The 22,778-nt window shown below is 60.2% G+C and carries 19 protein-coding genes; 10 read left to right on the plus strand and 9 right to left on the minus strand.

Features of this window, described 5'->3' with window-relative positions; translation table 11 throughout:
* Nucleotide 1 precedes the first annotated feature (1 nt).
* Nucleotides 2–1,375 (plus strand): Trk system potassium transporter TrkA, encoded by a 1,374-nt coding sequence (trkA, locus tag LT40_RS15975; RefSeq protein WP_043191990.1) that lies wholly within the window; start codon nucleotides 2–4, stop codon nucleotides 1,373–1,375.
* Nucleotides 1,376–1,458: 83 nt separating this feature from the next.
* Here the strand turns inward: trkA and LT40_RS15980 are convergent, their stop codons facing one another.
* Both LT40_RS15980 and LT40_RS15985 read right to left on the minus strand, forming a co-directional pair.
* Complete coding sequence (locus LT40_RS15980; RefSeq protein ID WP_043191993.1) at nucleotides 1,459–2,346, minus strand: lysophospholipid acyltransferase; 888 nt, start codon at nucleotides 2,344–2,346, stop codon at nucleotides 1,459–1,461.
* A gap of 37 nt (nucleotides 2,347–2,383) precedes the next feature.
* On the minus strand, nucleotides 2,384–2,935 hold the full coding sequence (locus tag LT40_RS15985; RefSeq protein ID WP_043191994.1) for a DNA-3-methyladenine glycosylase I: 552 nt from the start codon (nucleotides 2,933–2,935) through the stop codon (nucleotides 2,384–2,386).
* Between the two features lie 83 nt (nucleotides 2,936–3,018).
* Here LT40_RS15985 and glyQ point away from each other — a divergent pair, with 83 nt between their 5' ends.
* Genes glyQ through LT40_RS16005 form a run of 4 tightly spaced genes read left to right on the plus strand, consistent with a single transcriptional unit; the run spans nucleotide 3,019 to nucleotide 7,345 of the window.
* A complete protein-coding gene (gene glyQ / locus LT40_RS15990) occupies nucleotides 3,019–3,972 on the plus strand; it encodes a glycine--tRNA ligase subunit alpha (RefSeq protein ID WP_043193756.1) in 954 nt (317 codons plus the stop codon).
* On the plus strand, nucleotides 3,969–6,023 hold the full coding sequence (glyS, locus tag LT40_RS15995) for a glycine--tRNA ligase subunit beta (RefSeq protein ID WP_043191996.1): 2,055 nt from the start codon (nucleotides 3,969–3,971) through the stop codon (nucleotides 6,021–6,023). Before glyQ ends, glyS begins: the two co-directional genes overlap by 4 nt.
* A gap of 15 nt (nucleotides 6,024–6,038) precedes the next feature.
* Nucleotides 6,039–6,560, plus strand: coding sequence for a D-glycero-beta-D-manno-heptose 1,7-bisphosphate 7-phosphatase (gene gmhB, locus LT40_RS16000; protein ID WP_043191998.1), 522 nt, complete (start codon nucleotides 6,039–6,041; stop codon nucleotides 6,558–6,560).
* 14 nt (nucleotides 6,561–6,574) lie between these two features.
* Nucleotides 6,575–7,345: a lysophospholipid acyltransferase family protein gene (locus tag LT40_RS16005; RefSeq protein ID WP_043192000.1), complete on the plus strand. Its 771-nt coding sequence runs from the start codon at nucleotides 6,575–6,577 to the stop codon at nucleotides 7,343–7,345.
* 165 nt (nucleotides 7,346–7,510) lie between these two features.
* On the opposite strand, the gene LT40_RS16010 is transcribed toward LT40_RS16005, so the two are convergent.
* Nucleotides 7,511–9,130, minus strand: a complete 1,620-nt coding sequence (locus LT40_RS16010; RefSeq protein WP_043192002.1) for an MFS transporter — start codon at nucleotides 9,128–9,130, stop codon at nucleotides 7,511–7,513.
* Nucleotides 9,131–9,197: 67 nt separating this feature from the next.
* Nucleotides 9,198–10,850: a GMC family oxidoreductase gene (locus LT40_RS16015; RefSeq protein WP_043192004.1), complete on the minus strand. Its 1,653-nt coding sequence runs from the start codon at nucleotides 10,848–10,850 to the stop codon at nucleotides 9,198–9,200.
* Between the two features lie 138 nt (nucleotides 10,851–10,988).
* Between LT40_RS16015 and LT40_RS16020 the strand changes: the two genes are divergently transcribed.
* Entirely contained in the window at nucleotides 10,989–11,876 is an 888-nt protein-coding gene (locus LT40_RS16020; protein WP_043192006.1) for a LysR family transcriptional regulator, read from the plus strand.
* Nucleotides 11,877–11,886: 10 nt separating this feature from the next.
* On the opposite strand, the gene LT40_RS16025 is transcribed toward LT40_RS16020, so the two are convergent.
* From LT40_RS16025 to dnaA, 5 genes are all read right to left on the minus strand, one after another.
* The gene (locus LT40_RS16025; protein WP_043192009.1) at nucleotides 11,887–13,224 is read right to left on the minus strand and encodes an MFS transporter; all 1,338 of its coding nucleotides are present in this window, start codon (nucleotides 13,222–13,224) and stop codon (nucleotides 11,887–11,889) included.
* A gap of 226 nt (nucleotides 13,225–13,450) precedes the next feature.
* Entirely contained in the window at nucleotides 13,451–15,868 is a 2,418-nt protein-coding gene (gyrB, locus tag LT40_RS16030) for a DNA topoisomerase (ATP-hydrolyzing) subunit B (RefSeq protein WP_043192011.1), read from the minus strand.
* Nucleotides 15,869–15,872: 4 nt separating this feature from the next.
* Entirely contained in the window at nucleotides 15,873–16,976 is a 1,104-nt protein-coding gene (recF, locus tag LT40_RS16035; RefSeq protein ID WP_043192013.1) for a DNA replication/repair protein RecF, read from the minus strand.
* 11 nt (nucleotides 16,977–16,987) lie between these two features.
* Nucleotides 16,988–18,091, minus strand: a complete 1,104-nt coding sequence (dnaN, locus tag LT40_RS16040) for a DNA polymerase III subunit beta (protein WP_043192015.1) — start codon at nucleotides 18,089–18,091, stop codon at nucleotides 16,988–16,990.
* Nucleotides 18,092–18,129: 38 nt separating this feature from the next.
* On the minus strand, nucleotides 18,130–19,638 hold the full coding sequence (dnaA, locus tag LT40_RS16045; RefSeq protein WP_043192017.1) for a chromosomal replication initiator protein DnaA: 1,509 nt from the start codon (nucleotides 19,636–19,638) through the stop codon (nucleotides 18,130–18,132).
* 626 nt (nucleotides 19,639–20,264) lie between these two features.
* Here dnaA and rpmH point away from each other — a divergent pair.
* From rpmH to yidC, 4 genes are read left to right on the plus strand one after another with little or no spacing between them, the layout of a single operon-like run.
* On the plus strand, nucleotides 20,265–20,399 hold the full coding sequence (rpmH, locus tag LT40_RS16050) for a 50S ribosomal protein L34 (RefSeq protein ID WP_043192020.1): 135 nt from the start codon (nucleotides 20,265–20,267) through the stop codon (nucleotides 20,397–20,399).
* Nucleotides 20,400–20,412: 13 nt separating this feature from the next.
* On the plus strand, nucleotides 20,413–20,817 hold the full coding sequence (gene rnpA / locus LT40_RS16055) for a ribonuclease P protein component (RefSeq protein WP_043192022.1): 405 nt from the start codon (nucleotides 20,413–20,415) through the stop codon (nucleotides 20,815–20,817).
* Nucleotides 20,810–21,055 carry a membrane protein insertion efficiency factor YidD gene (gene yidD, locus LT40_RS21375; RefSeq protein WP_084139832.1) on the plus strand — a complete coding sequence of 82 codons (246 nt, stop codon included), beginning with the start codon at nucleotides 20,810–20,812 and terminating at the stop codon, nucleotides 21,053–21,055. Before rnpA ends, yidD begins: the two co-directional genes overlap by 8 nt.
* Before the next feature lie 2 nt (nucleotides 21,056–21,057).
* On the plus strand, nucleotides 21,058–22,743 hold the full coding sequence (gene yidC / locus LT40_RS16060) for a membrane protein insertase YidC (protein ID WP_043192024.1): 1,686 nt from the start codon (nucleotides 21,058–21,060) through the stop codon (nucleotides 22,741–22,743).
* Nucleotides 22,744–22,778: the final 35 nt, after the last annotated feature.

Consider the following 22,778-nt stretch of genomic DNA (forward strand, 5'->3'; position numbering starts at 1 on the left):
GATGAAGATCATCATCCTCGGCGCAGGGCAGGTGGGTGGCACCCTGGCCGAGCACCTGGCCAGCGAAGCCAATGACATTACCGTGGTCGATACCGACGCCGAGCGTCTGCGCAACCTCGGTGATCGCCTGGACATCCGCACCGTGCAGGGCCGCGGCTCGTTTCCGACCGTGTTGCGCCAGGCCGGTGCCGACGACGCCGACATGCTGGTGGCGGTGACCAACAGCGACGAGACCAACATGGTCGCCTGCCAGGTCGCCTACACCTTGTTCCACACGCCGACCAAGATCGCCCGGGTGCGCGAGTCGGCCTACCTCACCCGCGCCGGCCTGTTCCACAACGATGCCATTCCGGTGGATGTGCTGATCAGCCCGGAACAGGTGGTGACCAATTACATCAAGCGCCTGATCGAATACCCCGGCGCCTTGCAGGTCATCGACTTCGCGGGTGGCAAGGCGCAACTGGTCGCGGTCAAGGCCTATTACGGCGGCCCGCTGGTGGGTCAGCAGTTGCGTCAGATTCGTCACCACATGCCCAAGGTCGATACCCGCGTGGCGGCCATCTTCCGCCGCGACCGGCCGATCCTGCCTCGCGGCGACACGGTCATCGAAGCGGACGATGAGGTATTTTTCATCGCGGCCCGCGAAGACATCCGCGCAGTGATGAGCGAACTGCGCCGGGTCGACCAGAGCAACAAGCGCGTGGTCATCGCCGGCGGCGGGCAGATCGGCGAGCGCCTGGCCGAAGCCATCGAAAGCCGTTACCAGGTGAAGATCATCGAGATGAATCCGGCGCGGTGTCGCTATCTTTCCGACACCCTGGACAGCACCGTGGTGTTGCAAGGCAGCGCCTCGGACCGCGACCTGATGCTCGAAGAGAACATCGCCCAGGCCGATATCTTCCTGGCCCTGACCAACGACGACGAGGCCAACATCATGTCCTCGTTGCTGGCCAAGCGCCTGGGTGCGCGCAAGGTCATGACCATCATCAACAACCCGGCCTACGTCGACCTGGTCCAGGGCGGCGAGATCGACATCGCCCTGAGTCCACAACTGGCGACCATCGGTACGTTGCTTGCGCATGTCCGGCGTGGCGATATCGTCAGTGTGCATTCGTTGCGGCGCGGCGCGGCCGAAGCCATCGAGGCCATTGCCCATGGCGATGCGCGCTCGAGCAAGGTGATCGGCAAGCCCATCGAGACCATCGACCTGCCACCAGGAACCACGATCGGCGCGATCATTCGCGATGACCAAGTGATCATCGCCCACAGCGATACGGTGATCGAAGCCGGTGACCACGTGATCCTGTTCGTTGTGGATAAAAAATACATCCGCGACGTGGAGAAGCTGTTCCACGTGGGCCTGAGCTTCTTCTGACCCGGCCCCCCGCTCTTCGTAGGAGCGGGCAGCCTGTAGGAGCGGTCATTGGCCGCGAAGGAGTCCCTGCAGCTCCACCAGCCTTAATACCACTTCGCCTCACCCGCCGGCCGCTTCTTGAAGCGCTTCATGCTCCACATGTACTGGCTGGGATAAGCGCGCACGTACTTCTCGACCACAGCGCTCATCGCCGCGACCGAGGTGTGCGTATCGGTGCTGTACATCGCTTCGGGCGCCGCTTCCAGAATGACCTTGTAGCCCGAACCGTCCGGCAGGCGCAGCGCATGCAGGAACACACCGACGGCCTTGCCGCCGGCCAGCATGTTGGGCACGAACTTGCTGGTCAGGGCCAGCGTACCGAGGAAGGGCACGAACATCCCCGCCGATTCGGCCGGTTCCGGGTCCGCTGGAATGCCCACCTGGCCCCCCTTGCGCACTTCCTTGATGACACTGAGGATGCCTTCCTTGGTCGAGGCCGCCACGCGGTTGCCCAATTGCACCCGCTGCTTCTGCAGCAACTCGTCCACCGCCTTGAGCTTGGGCGGTCGGTAGAAAATGATCGGCTTGCACTGGTTGCAATAGAAGTGATTGAGCACTTCCCAGTTGCCCAGGTGGCTGGTGATGCCGACCACGCCCTTGCCCGAGGCCAGCGCCTGCGTGAGCACCTCCAGGCCCTCGACCTCGCGTACCAGGTCAAGCGAGCGCTGGGCCGGCCAGATCCACGCACAGGCGCTCTCGGTCAGGGTCTTGCCGATGTCCATCAGGCTGCGTCCCACCAGACGCTCGCGCTCGGCAGCGTCCATCTCCGGAAAACACTTGGCCAGATTGATACGCACCACATCGCGCGATCGGGTCGGCAGCTTCCACATCAGCCAGCCAATGGCGGTGCCGACCCGTTGCACGGTGCGCCACGGCAGCAGCGCGAACAACCGCAAGGCACCAACCATCAGCGCCCCTTTGAACTTATCCACAGATCACTCCTTAATTGCCCAGGCGCTCATTCTAGCCTCAGCCGGCCAGCGCGGCGTAGCGGTCGCAGTCCCGGGTATGGTCCATGACCATGCCCGAGGCCTGCATGAAGGCGTAACAGATGGTCGGGCCGACGAAGGTGAAGCCGGCTTTCTTCAAGGCCTTGCTCATGGCTCGGGCCTCGTTGGTTTCCGTGGGGATGTCGCTGCGATCGCGGGCGTGATTGATCTTCGGCCGTCCACCGACGAACGACCAGAGAAAACCCACCGGGTCTTCAAGCTGCAGCCAGGCGCGAGCATTCTTGCGCACCCCATTGAGCTTGAGGCGATTGCGCACGATGCCCGGGTCCTGCATCAGCACCTCGATCTCCCCGTCACTCAGCTGCGCGAGGCGCTGCGGCTCGAAGCCGTGGAGCACCTGTCGATAGCGTTCACGCTTGCGCAGCACGGTGATCCACGACAGGCCGGCCTGGAACCCTTCCAGCGAAAGCAACTCGAACAGGGCGCCCGCCTCGCGCAGCGGCACCCCCCATTCAAGGTCGTGGTAGGCCTGGTACAACGGGTCTTGGGTACACCAAAAGCAGCGAGGCATTGGGGCTCCATGGGTAGAGGCGCCGCGGAATCGCGGTATACTCCCGCTCTTTATATTCGCAGCCCTAGAAACAGGTGAATTTCGTGAGCCAGCCTACGCCAGCCGTGCGTACCTTCCAAGACTTGATCCTCGCCCTCCAGCAATACTGGGCCGAGCAAGGTTGTGTGGTGCTTCAGCCCTACGATATGGAAGTGGGCGCCGGCACTTTTCATACCGCCACGTTTCTGCGCGCCGTCGGCCCGGAAACCTGGAACGCCGCTTACGTGCAACCCAGCCGCCGTCCGACTGACGGCCGCTATGGCGAGAACCCCAACCGCCTGCAGCACTACTACCAGTTCCAGGTCGTTCTGAAGCCCAACCCGGACAACTTCCAGGAACTGTACCTGGGTTCGCTCAAGCACATCGGCCTCGATCCGCTGGTGCACGACGTGCGCTTCGTCGAAGACAACTGGGAGTCGCCGACCCTGGGCGCCTGGGGCCTGGGCTGGGAAGTCTGGCTCAACGGCATGGAAGTCACCCAGTTCACCTACTTCCAGCAGGCCGGCGGCATCGAATGCTACCCGGTCACCGGCGAAATCACCTATGGCCTCGAGCGCCTGGCCATGTACCTGCAGGGCGTCGACTCGGTCTACGACCTGGTCTGGGCCGATGGCCCGTTCGGCAAGGTGACCTACGGCGACGTGTTCCACCAGAACGAGGTGGAGCAGTCCACGTACAACTTCGAGCACGCCAACGTCGACAAGCTGTTCGAGCTGTTCGATTTCTACGAGAGCGAGGCCAAGCGCCTGCTCGAACTGGACCAGCCCCTGCCGCTGCCCAGCTATGAAATGGTCTTGAAGGCATCCCACACCTTCAACCTGCTCGATGCCCGCCGCGCCATTTCGGTCACCGCGCGCCAGCAGTACATCCTGCGCGTGCGGACCTTGGCCCGCGGCGTGGCACAGGCCTACCTGATGGCCCGTGCCAAGCTGGGTTTCCCCATGGCGACCCCCGATCTGCGTGATGAAGTATTGGCCAAGCTGGAGGCTGCGCAATGAGTGCTCAAGATTTCCTGGTCGAGCTGGGCACCGAAGAGCTGCCACCCAAGGCCCTCAACACCCTGGCCGACGCTTTCCTGGCCGGCATCGAGAAAGGCCTGCAGGCCGCCGGCCTGAACTACAGCGCCAAGAACGTCTATGCCGCGCCTCGTCGCCTGGCCGTGCTGATCACCGGCCTGGACACCCAGCAGCCGGACCGCAGCATCAACCTCGACGGCCCGCCGTTGCAAGCCGCGTTCAATGCCGAAGGCGAGCCGACCCAGGCCGCGCTGGGCTTCGCCAAGAAGTGCGGCGTGGACCTCAGCGAAATCGACCGCAGCGGTCCCAAGCTGCGCTTCAGCCAGAACATCGTCGGCAAGCCGACGGCCAGTCTGCTGCCGACCATCGTCGAAGACTCGCTCAACGACTTGCCGATCCCCAAGCGCATGCGCTGGGGCGCACGCAAGGAAGAGTTCGTACGTCCGACCCAATGGCTGGTCATGCTGCTGGGCGACGATGTCATCGACTGCACCATCCTGGCTCAGAAAGCCGGACGCGAGTCGCGTGGCCACCGCTTCCATCATCCAGAGAACGTGCGCATCAGCTCGCCCGCTGGCTACCGTGAAGACATGCGTCGCGTCTACGTACTGGCCGATGCCCATGAACGCCGTGAATTGATCGCCCGGCGCACCGCCGAGCTGGCCACCCAGCAGGAAGGCAGTGCCATCGTGCCGCCGGCCCTGCTCGACGAGGTGACGGCGCTGGTCGAATGGCCCGTGCCGCTGGTGTGCTCGTTCGAAGAGCGGTTCCTGGAAGTCCCGCAGGAAGCACTGATCACCACCATGCAGGACAACCAGAAGTATTTCTGCCTGCTGGATGCCGACGGCAAGCTGCTGCCGCGCTTCATCACCGTTGCCAACATCGAGAGCAAGGATCCGCGCCAGATCGTCGAGGGCAACGAGAAAGTCGTGCGCCCACGCCTGACCGACGCCGAATTCTTCTTCAACCAGGACAAGAAGCAGCCGCTGGAAGCGTTCAACGCGCGCCTCGAGAACGTGGTGTTCCAGGCGCAGTTGGGCAGTGTCTACGACAAGGCCGTGCGGGTGTCCAAGCTGGCGGCCTACATCGCCTCGCGCATTGGTGGCGACCCTCAACGCGCCACCCGCGCCGGGTTGCTGTCCAAGTGCGACCTGGCCACCGAGATGGTCGGCGAATTCCCCGAGATGCAGGGCGTGGCCGGCTATTACTACGCGCTCAACGCGGGCGAGCCCGAAGACGTCGCCCTGGCGCTCAACGAGCAATACATGCCCCGTGGCGCCGGCGCCGAGCTGCCCAGTACCCTGACCGGTGCGGCCGTGGCCATCGCCGACAAGCTCGACACCCTGGTCGGCATCTTCGGCATCGGCATGCTGCCCACCGGCAGCAAGGACCCCTATGCCCTGCGCCGTGCCGCACTGGGCGTGCTGCGCATCCTGATCGACAAGCAGCTGGACCTGAACATCAACGATGCCGTGGCCTTCGCTGTCTCCGCGTTCGGCAGCAAGGTGAAGTCCGCCGGGCTGGCCGAGCAGGTGCAGGAGTTCATCTTCGACCGCCTGCGTGCTCGCTACGAAGACGAAGGCATCGATGTGGCCACCTACCTGTCGGTACGTGCCTTGCAGCCAGGTTCGGCATTGGACTTCGACCAGCGCGTGCAGGCCGTCCAGGCTTTCCGCCGACTGCCCGAAGCCGCTGCCCTGGCGGCCGTCAACAAGCGCGTCTCGAACCTGTTGAGCAAGGCCGACGGCAAGATCGCCGCCACCGTGGAGCCCAAGTACTTCGACAACGCCAACGAGTTCTCGCTGTACTCGGCCATTACCCAGGCTGACCAGGCCGTAGGGCCCATGGCCGCCGAACGTCGCTACAACGAAGCGCTGACTCGCCTGGCCGCCCTGCGCGAGCCGGTTGATGCGTTCTTCGAAGCGGTGATGGTCAATGCCGAGGATGCCAATGTGCGGGCCAACCGCTATGCCTTGCTGGCACGGCTGCGTGGTCTGTTCCTGGGCGTTGCCGACATTTCCTTGCTGGGGTAAGCCTTGAAACTGCTGATGCTCGATCGCGACGGGGTCATCAACCATGACTCCGATGCCTACATCAAATCGGTCGCCGAGTGGCTGCCGTTGCCCGGCGCGATCGAAGCCATTGCGCAGTTGCACCAGGCCGGCTGGACGGTGGCGGTGGCCACCAACCAGTCCGGCCTGGCGCGCGGATACTACGACCTGGCCACCCTCGATGCCATGCACGAGCGCTTGCGCTCGCTGGTGGCCGAGCAGGGCGGCGAAGTCGGCCTGATCGTGCATTGTCCCCATGGCCCGGATGACCACTGCACGTGCCGCAAGCCGCTTCCCGGCTTGTTGCAGACCATCGCCAGCCACTATGGCGTGCCCCTGTCCGGCGTCTGGTTCGTCGGCGACAGTTTGAGCGACCTGCAAGCCGCCACGGCAGTGGCCGCTCAGCCTGTGCTGGTGAAAACCGGCAAAGGCCCACGTACCCTGACCCGCGAACTGCCCGAAGGGACGCTGATTTTCGATGACCTGGCGGCAGTTGCCAGGCACCTCATCCACACTTGACGGTATTCGCCGCTATGTCGATCCTGCGGGCAATCAGAATCTTTGCCTTTTATCTGCTGCTGGGCAGCAGCGCCTTGCTGTGGTGCACCTTGAGCTTCTTCATCGCGCCTTTCCTGTCGTTCAAGGCACGCTATCGTTTCATCAACGTCTACTGGTGCCGGTGTGCGTTGTGGCTGACGCGCGTCATGCTGGGCATCGACGTTCAGGTCAAGGGTGCGAACAACGTGCCCGAAACGCCATGCGTCATCGTTTCCAATCATCAGAGTACCTGGGAGACCTTCTTCCTTTCCGCCTACTTTCAGCCTTTGAGCCAAGTGCTCAAGCGCGAGCTGCTGTTCGTGCCGTTCTTCGGCTGGGCCATGGCCATGCTGCGTCCCATCGCCATCGATCGCGACAACCCCAAGTCGGCGCTCAAGGAAGTGGCGAGCAAAGGAGACACACTGTTGAAGGACGGGGTGTGGGTATTGATCTTCCCGGAAGGCACACGCGTGCCCTACGGCCAGATCGGCAAATTCACCCGCAGCGGCAGCGCTTTGGCGGTGAACGCGGGATTGCCGGTATTGCCCATTGCCCACAACGCCGGACGCTACTGGCCCAAGGAAGGCTGGAACAAACATCGTGGCACCATCGAGGTTGTCATCGGTGCGCCGATGTACGCCGAAGGCACGGGTCCGCGAGCCATTGCGGCGCTGAACGAACGCGTGCAAGCGTGGAATGAGCAGGCGCAACAGGCCATGGGAGCGCTTCCCGAGCAACCGGAAATCGCCTCCACGCCGGTGATCTGATTTCTGTGGATAAGTTGTGTATGGTTTTTCGTGTAGAGTATTTAAAAGCTGCGTAACCCTCTGTTGGGTATACAGTTTTCAAAACCCGTCAAAACCCGGCCATTGGTGCATAAGTTTTTTGCACGACGGTGAAAGGCTCGCTGTCAGAGCCTCTCACCGCTGGCTTCAAACCTTGTCCAGATCCACGTGCCGCGTCTCTTTCAAACAGAACATTCCCACCACGAAGCTGATGCCGGTCACCAGGACCGGATACCACAGCCCGTAGTAGATATCCCCCGTGTACACCACCAACGCAAACGACACCGTCGGCAGAAATCCGCCAAACCAGCCGTTACCAATGTGGTAGGGCAGGGATAGCGAGGTATAGCGGATCCGGGTAGGGAAGAGTTCTACCATCACCGCAGCCAGTGGCCCATAGGTCATGGTTGCGATCAGTATCATCGCCACGATGATCACCACCACCATCGTCTTGTTCACCAGGCTGGAGTCGGCCTTGGCCGGGTAGCCTGCCTGGGCGATGGCTGCACGCAGCGCCGGCTCGTCGTAGCCATTGATGCGCTGATCGCCAATCGTCACCGCCACGTCAGTCGCATCGCTCGCTGCCGCCGAGGTGTAAGGCACACCCGACTTCACCAGCAGTGTCTTGACCTTGTCGCAAGGGCTGTCGAATTTGGCCTTGCCCACCGGATCGAACTGGAAGGTACAGGTGCTTGGATCCGCCATTACCGTAACCGGCGAGGTACGGGTCGCTTGGTCGATCTGTGGATTGGCGTAATGGCTCAAGCTCTTGAACAACGGAAAATAGGCGAAGGTTGCGAGCAGCAGCCCCAGCATCAGAATCAGCTTGCGCCCGACTCGGTCAGAAAGCCAGCCGAAGAACACGAAAAAGGGTGCACCGATGATCACGCTGATGATCAGCAGCTGGTTGGCCAGCGCCGGGTCCATCTTCAGAAACTGCGTCAGGAAGAACAGCACATAGAACTGCGCACAATAGAATGTCACCGCTTGACCTGCGTTGATACTGAACAGGGCGGTCAGTACGATCTTAAGGTTCTGCCACGACCCGAACGACTCACGAATCGGCGACTTGCTGGTCTTGCCTTCGGACTTCATTTTAGTGAAAGTCGGCGACTCACTCAGGCTCAAGCGGATCCAGGTCGAGATGCCGAGCAGCACGATCGACAGCAGGAACGGCAGGCGCCAGCCCCAGACTTCGAACTGATCGCCGCTGATGTAGCGGCTGCCCAGCACCACCAGCAATGACAGCAGCAGACCCAAAGTAGCGGTCGACTGGATCCAACCGGTGTGGAAGCCACGCTTGTGTTGCGGTGCGTGCTCGGCCACGTAGGTCGCCGCACCGCCGTACTCGCCGCCCAAGGCCAAGCCCTGCAGCATGCGCAACAACACCAGAATGATCGGTGCCGCGATGCCGATGCTGGCGTAGGTGGGCAGCAACCCCACTGCAAAGGTCGACACCCCCATCAGAATGATGGTCATCAGAAAGGTGTACTTGCGCCCGATCATATCGCCCAGGCGTCCGAACACCAAGGCGCCGAAAGGTCGTACCAGAAAGCCCGCCGCAAACGCCATCAAGGCGAAGATGAAAGCGGTAGTGTCGTTCACCCCGGCAAAGAACTGCTTGCTGATCACCGCCGCCAGGGCGCCGTACAGGAAGAAGTCATACCATTCGAATACGGTCCCCAGGGATGAGGCGAAGATGATCTTCTTCTCGTCCCGGTTCACCGCAGGCACTGCTGCCGCGCCGTGTTGCAGATAATCCGTCATGTTCGCATCCTCAGTGATTATTGTTGTTGTTCCACTGTTGCCTTTCCCGAGTACTGCCTGTGCTCGGTCAAATCGTTTCCGGCATCTGCAGCGATGTCACCGGTACGGCCTCCAACGGCTGCGGGTCAAGAATCATCTGCGCCGCCTTTTCAGCGATCATCACGGTCGGCGAGCAGGTATTGCCCGAGACGATTTCCGGCATGATCGACGCGTCCGCCACACGCAGGCCTTGAACACCGCGTACCTTGAGTTGTGCATCCACCACCGCGAGCGTGTCGTTGCCCATGCGGCAGGTGCCTGCTGGATGAAAGATAGTCGTTCCTATGCGTCCTGCCGCTGCGCGCAGCGCTTCTTCACTCTGCACGTCCACGCCCGGCAGGTATTCCTGCGGCGCGAAGCCTTGCAGAGCTGCGCCCTGGACGATCTTGCGAGTCAGGCGAATGGCATCCACGGCCACCTGCACGTCGTCGGGATCGCTGAGGTAGTTGGGATCGATCAGCGGCGGCGAATCGGGATCGGCCGAGCTGATATCGACCCGTCCCCGACTTTTCGGCCGCAGGTTGCACACCGAAGCAGTGAATGCCGGGAACCGGTGCAGCGGCTCGCCGAAGCGCTCTAGCGACAGCGGCTGCACGTGATATTGCAGGTTGGGGGAGGGCTGCTCCGGGCTTGATCGCACGAAAGCTCCCAACTGGCTGGGCGCCATGGCCAACGGCCCACTGCGGTCGTACAGGTAGCGCACACCCATGCCGAATTTGCCCCACAGGCTGTTGGCTACCTGGTTGAGCGTGCGCGCATTGCTGACCTTGTACACCAGCCGCAGTTGCAGGTGGTCCTGCAAGTTGCCGCCCACGCCGGGCAGCTCATGTTGCACCGTGATGCCCAGGCGCTCGAGCAATGGCCGCGGGCCGATTCCAGAGCGCTGGAGAATGTTCGGCGAGCCGATCGCCCCTGCACACAGGATGATCTCACCGCGCGCCTGAAACGGGTGATCTTCACCCTGCCAGCGAGCAACCACGGCGTGGGCACGACCCTCTTCCAGCAACACCTTGTCCACTCGTACTCCTGTGTGGATCGTCAGGTTCGCTCGTGTGCGCGCCGGCCGCAGGAAGGCCTTGGCCGAATTCCAGCGCACCCCGGATTTCTGATTGACCTGGAAGTAACCGCAACCCTGGTTGTCCCCGGTGTTGAAGTCGTCGATGCTGGCAATCCCGGATTCAGCCGCAGCCTCGCGGAAGGCGTCGAGAATCGGCCAGCGATAACGCTGCTGCTCCACGCGCCACTCGCCGTCGGCACTGTGGAATTCGGACGTACCGGCGTGATGGTTTTCGCTCTTGCGAAACAGCGGCAGCACGTCTTTCCAGCCCCAGCCCGGATTGCCTAAGGCTTCCCAACGATCGTAGTCGCTGGACTGGCCACGCATGTAGATCATGCCGTTGATCGACGAGCAGCCACCCAGGACCTTGCCTCGCGGATAGTTCAGGCTGCGGCCATCCAGGCCTGGCTGGGGCTGGGTCTTGAAGCACCAATCGGTGCGGGGGTTGCCGATGCAGAACAGATACCCGACAGGAATATGGATCCAGGCATAGTTGTCCTGGCCACCGGCTTCGAGCAGCAGCACCTTGACCGAGGGATCGGCAGACAGGCGATTGGCGAGCAGGCAACCTGCAGGGCCGGCGCCGACAACGATGTAGTCGTAGACGGATGAGACTATTGGCATGGTGTACCCCGCGCCGTTTTATTGTTCTTGTCGTTCTCCATGTTATTGATTAGCTTCGTGGTGAAAACCAAAGATTTCACCCAGGGGCTGAGCGTTTTCGCACAGCGTTAGGCGCAGTTGATTAACAAGGGAAAATCAATGTTCGACTGGAACGACCTGCGCTTCTTTCTCGAGCTGCAACGCAGTGGTCGTCTGCTGACCGCGGCCAAGCGTCTGCACACGACACACAGCACGGTCGCCCGGCACATCGAAAGCATCGAGGGCCATCTGGGAACGCCGCTGTTCGTGCAGAACGCCCACGGCTACGAACTGACCCCGGCAGGGCAGACCCTGCTCAAGCACGCGGAAGCCATGGAGAACCTCGCCCTGCGCGCGCAGGAAGACATCACCCAGTCGTTCAACCCGCTGGGCAAGATCCGCCTGGGGGTGACCGAAGGCATCGGTATCGCCTTCATCACACCTCGCATCGGTGAACTGTTCAGGCGTTATCCCGGCCTGGAAGTTGAGCTGGTGGCCGTTCCGCGCTTCGTCAGCATCCTCAACCGTGAAGCCGAAATCAGCGTGCACCTGGAGCGCCCCAACGCCGATCTGCTGATCACCCGCAAGCTCACCGACTACAACCTGGCGCTGTATGCCAGTGCCGACTACCTGGCCGCCGCCGCACCCTTGCGCAACCGTGAAGACCTGGCGCAACACCGCTGGATCGGCTATGTCGACGATCTGCTGTTCAGCCAGGAACTGCTGTTGCTCAACAGCTTCTGCCGCAGCCCGGTCGTGGCGTTTCGCAGCACCAGCGTGCTGGCCCAACAGGAAGCCGCTGGCATCGGTCTGGGTATCGCCGTGCTGCCCGTGTACATGGGCGCGCACGACCCGCGACTGGTTCGCGTACTGCCCACCGAGACCATTCAGCGCAGTTACTGGATCAGCACACGGCGTGAACTGCACAAGTCGGTCCGCCTGCGCGTGGTCTGGGATTTTCTCCTGCAACTGTGCGCCGACGAACAAGCCACATTATTGGCAACTTGAATACGGCTGTTCAAACAGCTACCGGCTGCCCTTCATGAACAGCTTCGCCTGCATCGCCGTGTAGGGAGATCTTCGACGTCTCGGGTAACGCCAATCCGCCTGCCAGCGCCAGCACCGAGACGACCATCAGGTAGAACGCCGGCGACAGATTGCTCCCGGTCATACCGATCAACCAGGTAGCCATCAAGGGCGCCGTGCCACCAAACAGCGTATAGGCGAGGTTGTAGGTAATTGCCGACGCTGTGTAGCGGGTCCGCGTCGGAAAGGTCTCTGACAGCAGCGCGGCGGTCACCACGCCACTGAGCACGGCGCCCACTGCCAGCATCATCACACCGAGTACGGACGCTGCGAATGAGCCCGAACTGGCCAGGAGAAACGATGGGTACACCACCATGATCATCAGCACGCCAGTTGTAGCCACGGTTGCGCGGCGCCCGACCTTGTCGGAAAACGCACCTGCCACGGGGCACATCAATGCAGCGAATACCAAGGCAATCACTGAAATCAACAACGCCGTGGCCCGACTCAATCCACCCACCACTTGCAGGTAGGTCGCAAAGTAGGTGGTGAATGCATAGAAGGAGAGGGCGGTCAGGGACACGAATGCGCCCAGGCAAAGAATCGCACCGCCATGACTGCGCAGGGTGTCCTTCAGCGGCGAGTGGGCCACGTCATGCTCTTGCTTGACTGCCTGGAACGCCGGCGTCTCATCCAACCGCCAACGCAGGTAAAGACCGACCAGGCCCAGTGGCGCAGCAATCAGGAAAGGCACCCGCCAACCCCAGCTGGCCATCGCCTCAGCCGACAATGATGCATCCAGTGCATAAGCCATCACCGCAGCACAGGCGAACGCGCTGAAGGTCGACACCGGGATGAAGCTGCCATACCAGGCTCGTTGCGTACGCGGCGCGTGCTCCATCAGGTAGGCACAGGCTCCGGCATATTCACCCCCCGCAGAAAACCCCTGAGCACAGCGAATCAAGGTCAGCATGATAGGCGCGGCAATGCCGATGGCGGCATAGGTAGGCAGTAAGCCGATGAGCGTCGTTGCACCTGCCATGAGCAGAATGGTCATGGCCAGCACCTTCTTGCGCCCGATTCGGTCACCGAGCATGCCGAAAACGATGCCGCCCAGTGGTCGGAAGGCGAAGGCCACGGCGAACACAGCGAATGTCTTCAACAACCCCGTAGTGGCATCCCCACTGGGGAAGAACTGCTGGGCGATCGCAGTGGCCAGAAAACCATAGACCGCGAAGTCGAACCATTCCACGAAGTTGCCTACGGCCGCCGCGCAGATCACCTTTTTCAACGTTGCGGGGGATACCCGCCCTTCCATTGCCTGGCTCATGATCTTTACCCCTGCACAGTCGTATCGAGCGATCGATTATCCGGTGCGCGCCGCGCCACTCCTGCCGGAAAGCGGCATTGGCGTAGTCATGCCCGCAACGCACCGTCGGCAAGTCTTCGCAAGATCCACGCCAGCGTCCTGTTGGCGATGCACGCGCGAGGTGACCAATAGCCATAAAAAAACCCCGGGCCAAAGGCACCGGGGTTTTATTGGAGACATCGGCCTGTCAGAAATCCAGGTTCGACACCGCCAGTGCGTTGCTTTCGATGAACTCGCGACGAGGCTCAACCGCATCACCCATCAGGGTGTTGAAGATCTGGTCGGCGCCGATCGCGTCCTCGATGGTGACCTTGAGCATGCGACGCACGCTCGGGTCCATCGTGGTTTCCCACAGCTGATCCGGGTTCATTTCACCCAGACCTTTGTAGCGCTGGATGGTGTGGCGCTTGGTGCTCTCAGTCATGAGCCAATCTAGGGCTTCCTTGAACTCGACCACGGCCTTCTTGCGCTCGCCACGTTTCACGTAGGCACCTTCGTCCAGCAGACTGGCCAACTGCGCGCCCAGGGCGGTCACGGTCTTGTAGTCGTTGCTGCCGAAGAAATCGCGGTTGAAGGTGATGTAACTAGCCAAGCCGTGGGAAGTGATCTCCACTTCCGGCAACCACACGTTGCGCTCGCGGTCTTCACGCAGGCTGGCTTTGTACACCAACCCCGACTTCTCGCTGGTACGCAGGCGAGCATCGAACTTGGCCAACCAGGCCTGCATGGCTTCATGGTCACCCAGCTGCTCGAGAGTAACCGCCGGCAAGTAGACGAAGTGCTCGGTGAGCTCCTGTGGATACAGGCGCGACAGACGCTTGAGCGTCTTCATGACCATGCGGAAATCGTTGACCAGACGCTCCAGCGCTTCACCGGAAATTCCAGGCGCCGAGTCGTTGAGGTGCAGGCTCGCATCTTCCAGAGCCGACTGCGTCATGTATTCTTCCATGGCGTCGTCGTCCTTGATGTACTGCTCCTGCTTGCCTTTCTTGACCTTGTACAAAGGCGGTTGGGCAATGTAGATGTAGCCACGCTCGATCAGCTCCGGCAACTGGCGGAAGAAGAACGTCAACAACAGGGTACGAATGTGCGAACCGTCGACATCGGCATCGGTCATGATGATGATGTTGTGATAGCGCAGCTTGTCGATGTTGTACTCTTCGCGACCGATACCGCAGCCCAGCGCAGTGATCAGCGTGCCGACTTCCTGCGATGAGATCATCTTGTCGAAGCGGGCCTTCTCGACGTTGAGGATCTTGCCCTTGAGCGGCAGAATCGCCTGGGTCTTGCGGTTACGACCTTGCTTGGCCGAACCACCGGCCGAGTCACCCTCCACCAGGTACAGTTCGGAAAGGGCAGGGTCCTTCTCTTGGCAGTCTGCCAATTTGCCTGGCAAGCCAGCGATGTCCAATGCACCTTTGCGGCGGGTCATCTCGCGTGCCTTGCGCGCAGCTTCGCGAGCCCGCGCAGCGTCGATCATCTTGCCGACCACGGCCTTGGCTTCGTTCGGGTTTTCGAGAAGGAAGTCCGAGAAGTACTTGCCCATTTCCTGCTCGACTGCAGTCTTCACTTCGGACGAAACCAGCTTGTCCTTAGTCTGCGAGCTGAACTTGGGATCTGGAACCTTGACCGAAATGATCGCGGTCAAACCTTCACGCGCATCGTCACCGGTGGTCGAGACCTTGTTCTTCTTGGCCAGACCTTCCTGCTCGATGTAGTTGTTCAGGTTGCGTGTCAGCGCCGAACGGAAACCCACCAAGTGAGTACCACCATCGCGCTGCGGAATGTTGTTGGTAAAGCACAACAGGTTTTCATTGAAGCTGTCGTTCCACTGCAATGCGACTTCCACGCCCACGCCATCGTCGCGTTGCACATTGAAATGGAAGATCTGGTTCACGGGTGTCTTGTTGGTATTCAAGTATTCAACGAAGGCACGCAAACCACCTTCGTACTTGAACAGCTCTTCTTTACCGCTGCGCTCATCCTTCAGCAGAATGCCGACGCCGGAGTTCAGGAACGACAACTCACGGATTCGCTTCGCCAGGATGTCCCAGCTGAAGTGAATATTCTTGAACGTTTCGGCCGACGGCTTGAAGTGGATCTTGGTGCCAGTGGTCTCACTTTCGCCAACGATTTTCATCGGCTCCTGCGGCACACCGTGCACATAGAACTGTTCCCACAACTTGCCAGCGCGGCGCACGGTCAGTTGCAAGCCTTCGGACAACGCGTTCACTACGGACACACCTACGCCGTGTAGCCCGCCAGACACCTTGTACGAGTTGTCATCGAATTTACCGCCAGCGTGCAGCACGGTCATGATGACCTCTGCCGCAGACACGCCTTCTTCCTTGTGCACATCCACTGGGATGCCACGACCGTTGTCGGTCACGGAAATGGATTCGTCCGGATGAATGGTGACGGTAATCTCGTCACAATGGCCGGCGAGTGCTTCGTCGATGGAATTGTCCACCACTTCGAAAACCATGTGGTGCAAGCCGCTACCATCATCGGTGTCGCCGATGTACATACCGGGACGTTTGCGTACGGCATCAAGCCCTTTCAACACCTTGATGCTGGAGGAGTCGTACGTTTGATTCTCGCTCATGCCTTCACTCCCGATGATCGTGGGTCTGGGTAATACTGCCGTGTTCCACGTGGAACAAGGCAACTGGCGTTTCCGTTTGCCAGCCTTCCCTCAATAATTCTTGATCTACACAAGTGATAAACACCTGGCAGCGTAATTCTTCAAGCAAGCGGCATAATGCGCGACGGTGATGCTCGTCTAGCTCGGACGGCAAATCGTCAACTAGATAGATGCACTGGCCTCGACGGGCCTGACCGACTAGATGGCCTTGGGCAATACGCAGCGCGCACACTACGAGTTTCTGCTGACCGCGCGACAAGATGTCAGCTGCGTTATGAGCGCCCATTCGTAATCGAAGGTCAGCGCGCTGAGGTCCAGCCTGGGTATGACCCATTTGCTGATCTCTCAACAAGGAACCTGCCAGCACATCGGCGAGTTCGCGATCCCTATCCCAGCCCCGGTAATAGCTCAACGTCAGACCGTCAAGCTTCACCAGCTCAGCGAGTGTCTCTTCGAACACTGGCTTGAGTGCCTTGATATAGGCACGTCGGTATTCATCAATCTCGGCGCTGGCAAGGCAGAGCTCACGGTCCCACGCCGCTTGCGACGGAACGTCAAGTGTACCATGCCGTAGCCACGAGTTCCGTTGCTTCAGGGCCTTCTGCAAGCGCTGCCAAGTGGACATGAACCGTGGTTCCACGTGGAACACTCCCCAGTCGAGAAACTGCCGACGAATCTTGGGAGCGCCTTCAAGTAACCGAAAGCTATCGGGATTGATCAATTGCAATGGCAGGATCTGCGCAAGCTGGGCCGCGCTGCGGGCATTCTGACCATCGATACGGATGGTGAAGTCGCCCTGTCTCTCTCGTGATATCCCCAGATTGCTGTGCCCACCCTCGGCCAGTTCAACTTGACCGAACACCGTGGCGGTAGCTTGCTCATGCTGGATGATTGGCACCAGGCGAGTACTTCGAAACGATCGGGCGAGGCCCAGCAAGTGAATGGCTTCCAGCACGCTGGTCTTGCCGCTGCCGTTGGCACCGTAAAGGATATTGATACGCGGGGAGGGGGAGAAGGTCACCGGGTGCAGATTGCGCACCGCGGTGACTGTGACGCGAGTCAGGGACATTCAGGCAGCGATCAGAGACGCATCGGCATGACGACGTATGCCGAATCGTCGTTGTCGGATTCCTGTACCAGTGCGCTGCTGTTGGAATCGGACAGGATCAGGCGAACCTGTTCGGTCGTCATCACACCCAGCACGTCGAGCAAATAGCTGACGTTGAAGCCGATTTCCAGCGCGCCGCCGTTGTAGTCCACGGCCACTTCTTCTTCCGCTTCTTCCTGCTCAGGGTTGTTGGCCTGAATCTTCAGCTGGCCAGCGGCGAGCTGCAGACGGATGCCGCGGTACTTTTCGTTGGACAGAATAGCGGTACGGCTGAACGCTTCACGCAACGCCTGGCGGTCGCCCAGGACCAGCTTGTCGCCACCCTTGGGCAATACACGTTCATAGTCGGGAAACTTGCCGTCGACCAGTTTCGAGGTAAAGGTAAATTCGCCCGTAGTCGCGCGGATATGATGCTGGCCCAGCACGATGCTGACGTTGCCATCGGGCTCGGTCAGTAGACGGGCCAGCTCCAGGATACCTTTGCGCGGCACGATGACCTGATGCCGGTCGGCTTGGCCAATGTCAGCCTGCATCGAGCACATGGCCAGGCGATGGCCGTCGGTCGCGACCGCTCGAATGATACCTGACGAGACTTCCAGCAGCATGCCATTGAGGTAGTAGCGGACGTCCTGCTGGGCCATGGCGAAGCTCGTGCGCTCGATCAAGCGGCGCAGCTTGCTCTGTACCAGGCTGCAGGTCAGGGAACCCGGACCTTCCTCGACCGTTGGGAAATCGTTGGCCGGCAGCGTCGACAAGGTGAAACGACTGCGCCCGGCCTTGACCACGACTTTCTGTTCATCGACCTTGATGTCGATCAAGGCGTCGTTGGGCAGGCTCTTGCAGATGTCCATCAGCTTGCGCGCAGGGACGGTGATCTCGCCAGGCTCGGCCGGCTCTTCCAGCTGCACGCGGCCAACCAGTTCGACTTCCAGGTCGGTACCGGTCAAGGACAGCTGCTGCCCCTGGACCACCAGAAGCACGTTGGACAGCACAGGCAAGGTCTGGCGGCGTTCGACGACGCCGGCGACCAGCTGCAGGGGTTTCAACAGGGCTTCGCGTTGAATGGTGAAATGCATGGTCTAGTCCCTTGCCTCAAAAGCTGCGTAGTGAATGTTCACGTGGTCAGTGTACGCAGCAGGTTCTTGTAGTCCTCGCGGATATCCGCGTCGGATTCCTTGAGTTCGTTGATCTTTCGGCAGGCGTGCAGCACGGTGGTGTGGTCGCGCCCGCCAAACACGTCGCCGATTTCCGGCAAGCTGTGGTTGGTCAGCTCCTTGGAAAGTGCCATGGCCACCTGTCGTGGTCGGGCCACCGAGCGCGAACGGCGCTTGGAGAGCAGATCGGAAATCTTGATCTTGTAATACTCGGCAACCGTTCGCTGGATGTTATCCACACTCACCAGCTTGTCCTGCAGTGCCAGCAGGTCCTTGAGCGATTCACGGATCAACTCGATGGTGATCTCGCGACCCATGAAGTGAGAGTGCGCGATGACGCGCTTGAGTGCACCTTCCAGCTCACGCACGTTGGAGCGGATTCGCTGGGCGATGAAAAACGCAGCGTCGTGAGGCAGCTCGACCTTGGCCTGGTCGGCTTTCTTCATGAGGATGGCGACACGGGTTTCAAGCTCTGGCGGCTCGACCGCAACGGTCAGGCCCCAGCCGAAACGTGACTTCAGTCGCTCCTCGAGTCCTTCGATTTCCTTGGGATAGCGATCGCTGGTGAGGATGACCTGCTGGCCACCTTCAAGCAAGGCATTGAAGGTGTGGAAGAACTCCTCCTGGGAGCGCTCCTTGCGCGCGAAGAACTGAATGTCGTCGATCAGCAACGCGTCTACCGAACGATAGAAACGCTTGAATTCGTTGATTGCATTCAGCTGCAGCGCCTTGACCATGTCAGCGACGAACCGCTCGGAATGCAGGTAAACGACCTTGGCATTCGGATTCTTCTTGAGCAGGTGGTTACCCACAGCGTGCATCAAGTGCGTCTTACCCAAACCAACACCACCATAAAGGAACAGCGGGTTGTAGCCATGCTTGGGATTATCCGCCACCTGCCAGGCAGCCGCGCGTGCCAACTGGTTGGATTTACCTTCCACGAAGTTTTCGAAGGTAAAGGTGCGGTTAAGGTAACTGGTGTGCTTGAGCGCACCTTCTACCTGGACAGTGCGTTGCTCGGAGCGCACAGGTGCCGGCTGCGAGCTGGCGCCGGCCATGGGGTCGAAACTGTCACGCGAAGGCTCTTCACTGGCCACTGAAGGCTTGGCAACCGCTTCCACAGGCGCTGCCGCAGGTACGGCCGCCACCGGGGCAGCCTGCACCTGATTCGCGGCTGCGGCGGCTGCCAGCGGCGCGTTGGGGGCTGCACGGGGCGTCGAACTGCGACGGCTGCCGATCAGCAACGAGAGTGCCGGTGCCAGACCATTGCCGTGCTCACCCAACAATTCGAGAAGCCGGGTCAGGTATTTCTCGTTGACCCAGTCCAGCACGAAGCGATTAGGCGCATAGACGCGCAACTCGTCGCCTTCGGCTTCGACCTGTAGCGGACGGATCCAGGTGTTGAATTGCTGGGCAGGCAGTTCATCGCGCAGGAGTTCCACGCACTGCTGCCAAAGTTCCACTGACACAGGTATCCCCTGAATTGAAAGCCGGCAAGGCAAAAACATCGGCCATTGTACCGACGCTCCGCACACTTATCCACATGTAGGTCTGGTCCGCTGCTTTCCAGCCGTTGAAAACGCCAAAAGAACGCATCGAAAGCCTACCTGTGAGCCCTGTGGATAACCCACCCTGAGATCTATGCACAAGTAGGGGTCGAGCTCTGTGCATAACTAGCCTGTGGATATCATGCGATTCCATCCACAGGTTGTCCGACGCATTGACACAGGCGCAGCACGTCTTCTGGACAGGGTTACGGATCTCCAGGAGGCCCTGTGAATAAGCCCTACAGGAGGTTATCCACAGATATCGGCCTCTCTAAGATCTATAAGCATTACAGAAAAGCTTTAAATAAGTCCCTTCTCTATTTTTATATCTGATCGCCTGAATCGTCCAACCCGGACTCTCGAGAAGACGTCAGCGATGGGAGCTCAAAATGACTGCCCTTCATTCCTCAGCCACCCTCGATCCGAGGAAAGGGGATAAAAAGTAATAGCTGGTTGGAAATTGACCTTCTGCCGCGCTTTCACTAGAATCGCCGGTCTCTTAAAACGGGGTCCATTCCGGCCCGTTGTGGACGAACCAGGTAACAACCATGAAACGTACTTTCCAACCCAGCACCATCAAGCGCGCTCGCACCCACGGTTTCCGTGCTCGCATGGCTACCAAGAACGGCCGTACCGTCCTGTCGCGTCGTCGCGCCAAGGGCCGCAAGCGTCTGGCAGTTTGATCCTTCGGCACGGGTGGTGAGTCAGGACTACGGTCGGGAAAAGCGTCTGCTGACAGCCCGGCATTTCAAAGCAGTCTTCGACTCGCCATCTGGCAAGGTACCCGGCAAGAACCTGCTGCTTCTTGCGCGTGAAAACGGCCTCGAGCATCCCCGTCTGGGGCTGGTCATTGGTAAAAAGAGCGTCAAGCTCGCCGTTCAACGCAACCGCTTGAAACGTTTGATGCGTGATTCGTTTCGCCTGCACCAGGGAATCCTGGCCGGCTGGGACATTGTCATTGTCGCGCGCAAAGGTTTGGGCGACGTGGAAAACCCTGAATTGCATGAGCATTTTGGCAAGCTCTGGAAGCGCCTTGCACGTAACCGGCCCGCTCCAGTGGTGAAGACCGAACCTGCAGGAGTGGACAGTCAAGATGCGTAAACTGGCAATCGTTCCGATCCAGTTCTACCGCTACGCCATCAGCCCTCTCATGGCGAATCACTGTCGTTTTTATCCCAGTTGCTCTTGCTACGCGCTCGAAGCCATCGAAATCCACGGCCTCTTGCGTGGAAGCTGGCTGACCGTTCGTCGCCTAGGCCGCTGTCACCCATGGAATGCCGGTGGTTTCGACCCGGTTCCAGACGCCCCATCACCCCGTACTTCTTCGATAGCCGAGTAATCATGGATATTAAACGCACGATCCTGATCGTCGCCCTGGCAGTCGTGGCCTACGTCATGGTCCTGAAATGGAACCAGGACTACGGTCAAGCCGCCTTGCCGACTCAGAATATGGCTACCCAGAATCCGACACCGGCCTTGCCGGAAACGGTACCGGGCACCAACACTCAAGCCAGTGCCGATGTACCCAGCGCCAATCCTGATGCCAATCTGCCCGTGCCGACCCCCGTTGTGGTCAGCAAGGACCTGATCTGGGTCAAGACCGACGTGCTCAACTTCGCTATCGATCCCACCGGTGGTGATATCGTCCAGCTGAACCTGCCTGAGTATCCTCGTCGCCAGGACATGCCGAACATTCCGTTCCAATTGTTCGACAACGGTGGTGAGCTGACCTACCTGGCCCAGAGCGGCCTGACCGGTACCAATGGCCCGGATGCACGTCCAAGCGGACGTCCCGTGTACAGCGCCACGCAGAAAAGTTATCAACTGGCCGATGGTCAGAACCAGCTCGTGGTCGACTTGACCTACAGCGACAACGGCGTCAACTACCTCAAGCGCTTCACCGTCGATCGTGGTGAATACGACCTGAAAGTCAGCTACCTTGTGGATAACCAGAGCGCGCAGAACTGGAGCGGCAACATGTTCGCCCAGCTCAAGCGTGACAACAGCTCCGATCCTTCGTCCACCACGGCAACCGGTACCGCTACCTACCTGGGCGCCGCCCTGTGGACAGCTGGCGAGCCGTACAAGAAAGTGTCGATGAAAGACATGGACAAGGCCGGCCTGAAGGAAACCGTCCAGGGCGGTTGGGTTGCCTGGCTGCAGCACTACTTCGTGACCGCCTGGATCCCGGCCGCGGGTGACAGCAACAACGTCATGACGCGCAAGGACAACCAGGGCAACTACATCATCGGCTATACCGGTCCTGTGTTGTCTGCAGCGCCAGGCGGCAAGGTCGAGACCACCGCTACCCTGTACGCAGGCCCCAAGGTTCAGGACAAACTCAAGGAGTTGTCCCCAGGCCTGGAGCTGACCGTCGACTACGGCATCCTGTGGTTCATTGCCCAACCAATCTTCTGGCTGCTCAAGCACATCCACGCAATCTTGGGTAACTGGGGCTTCTCGATCATTTGCCTGACGATCCTGATCAAGCTGTTGTTCTTCCCGCTGTCCGCCGCCAGCTACAGGTCGATGGCGCGCATGCGCGCCGTGGCACCGAAACTGGCTGCCCTCAAGGAACAGCATGGCGATGACCGGCAGAAAATGTCCCAGGCCATGATGGAGCTGTACAAGAAAGAGAAGATCAATCCGCTGGGCGGCTGCTTGCCGATCCTGGTGCAGATGCCAGTCTTCCTTTCCCTGTACTGGGTATTGCTGGAAAGTGTCGAGATGCGTCAGGCGCCTTGGCTGCTGTGGATAACCGACCTGTCGATCAAGGATCCGTTCTTCATCCTGCCGATCATCATGGGTGCGACCATGTTCATCCAGCAGCGCTTGAACCCAACGCCTCCGGATCCGATGCAGGCCAAGGTGATGAAGATGATGCCGATTGTGTTCACCTTCTTCTTCCTGTGGTTCCCGGCAGGTCTGGTACTGTACTGGGTGACCAACAACACCCTGTCGATTGCCCAGCAGTGGTACATCACGCGCAGCATCGAAAAAGCCGCGGCAAGCAAACCTGCCGTCTGACGGGTTGCTCGGCTAACCTGTGTACAAAGCGCCCC

This window comes from Pseudomonas rhizosphaerae (assembly GCF_000761155.1).
Classification (GTDB): domain Bacteria; phylum Pseudomonadota; class Gammaproteobacteria; order Pseudomonadales; family Pseudomonadaceae; genus Aquipseudomonas; species Aquipseudomonas rhizosphaerae.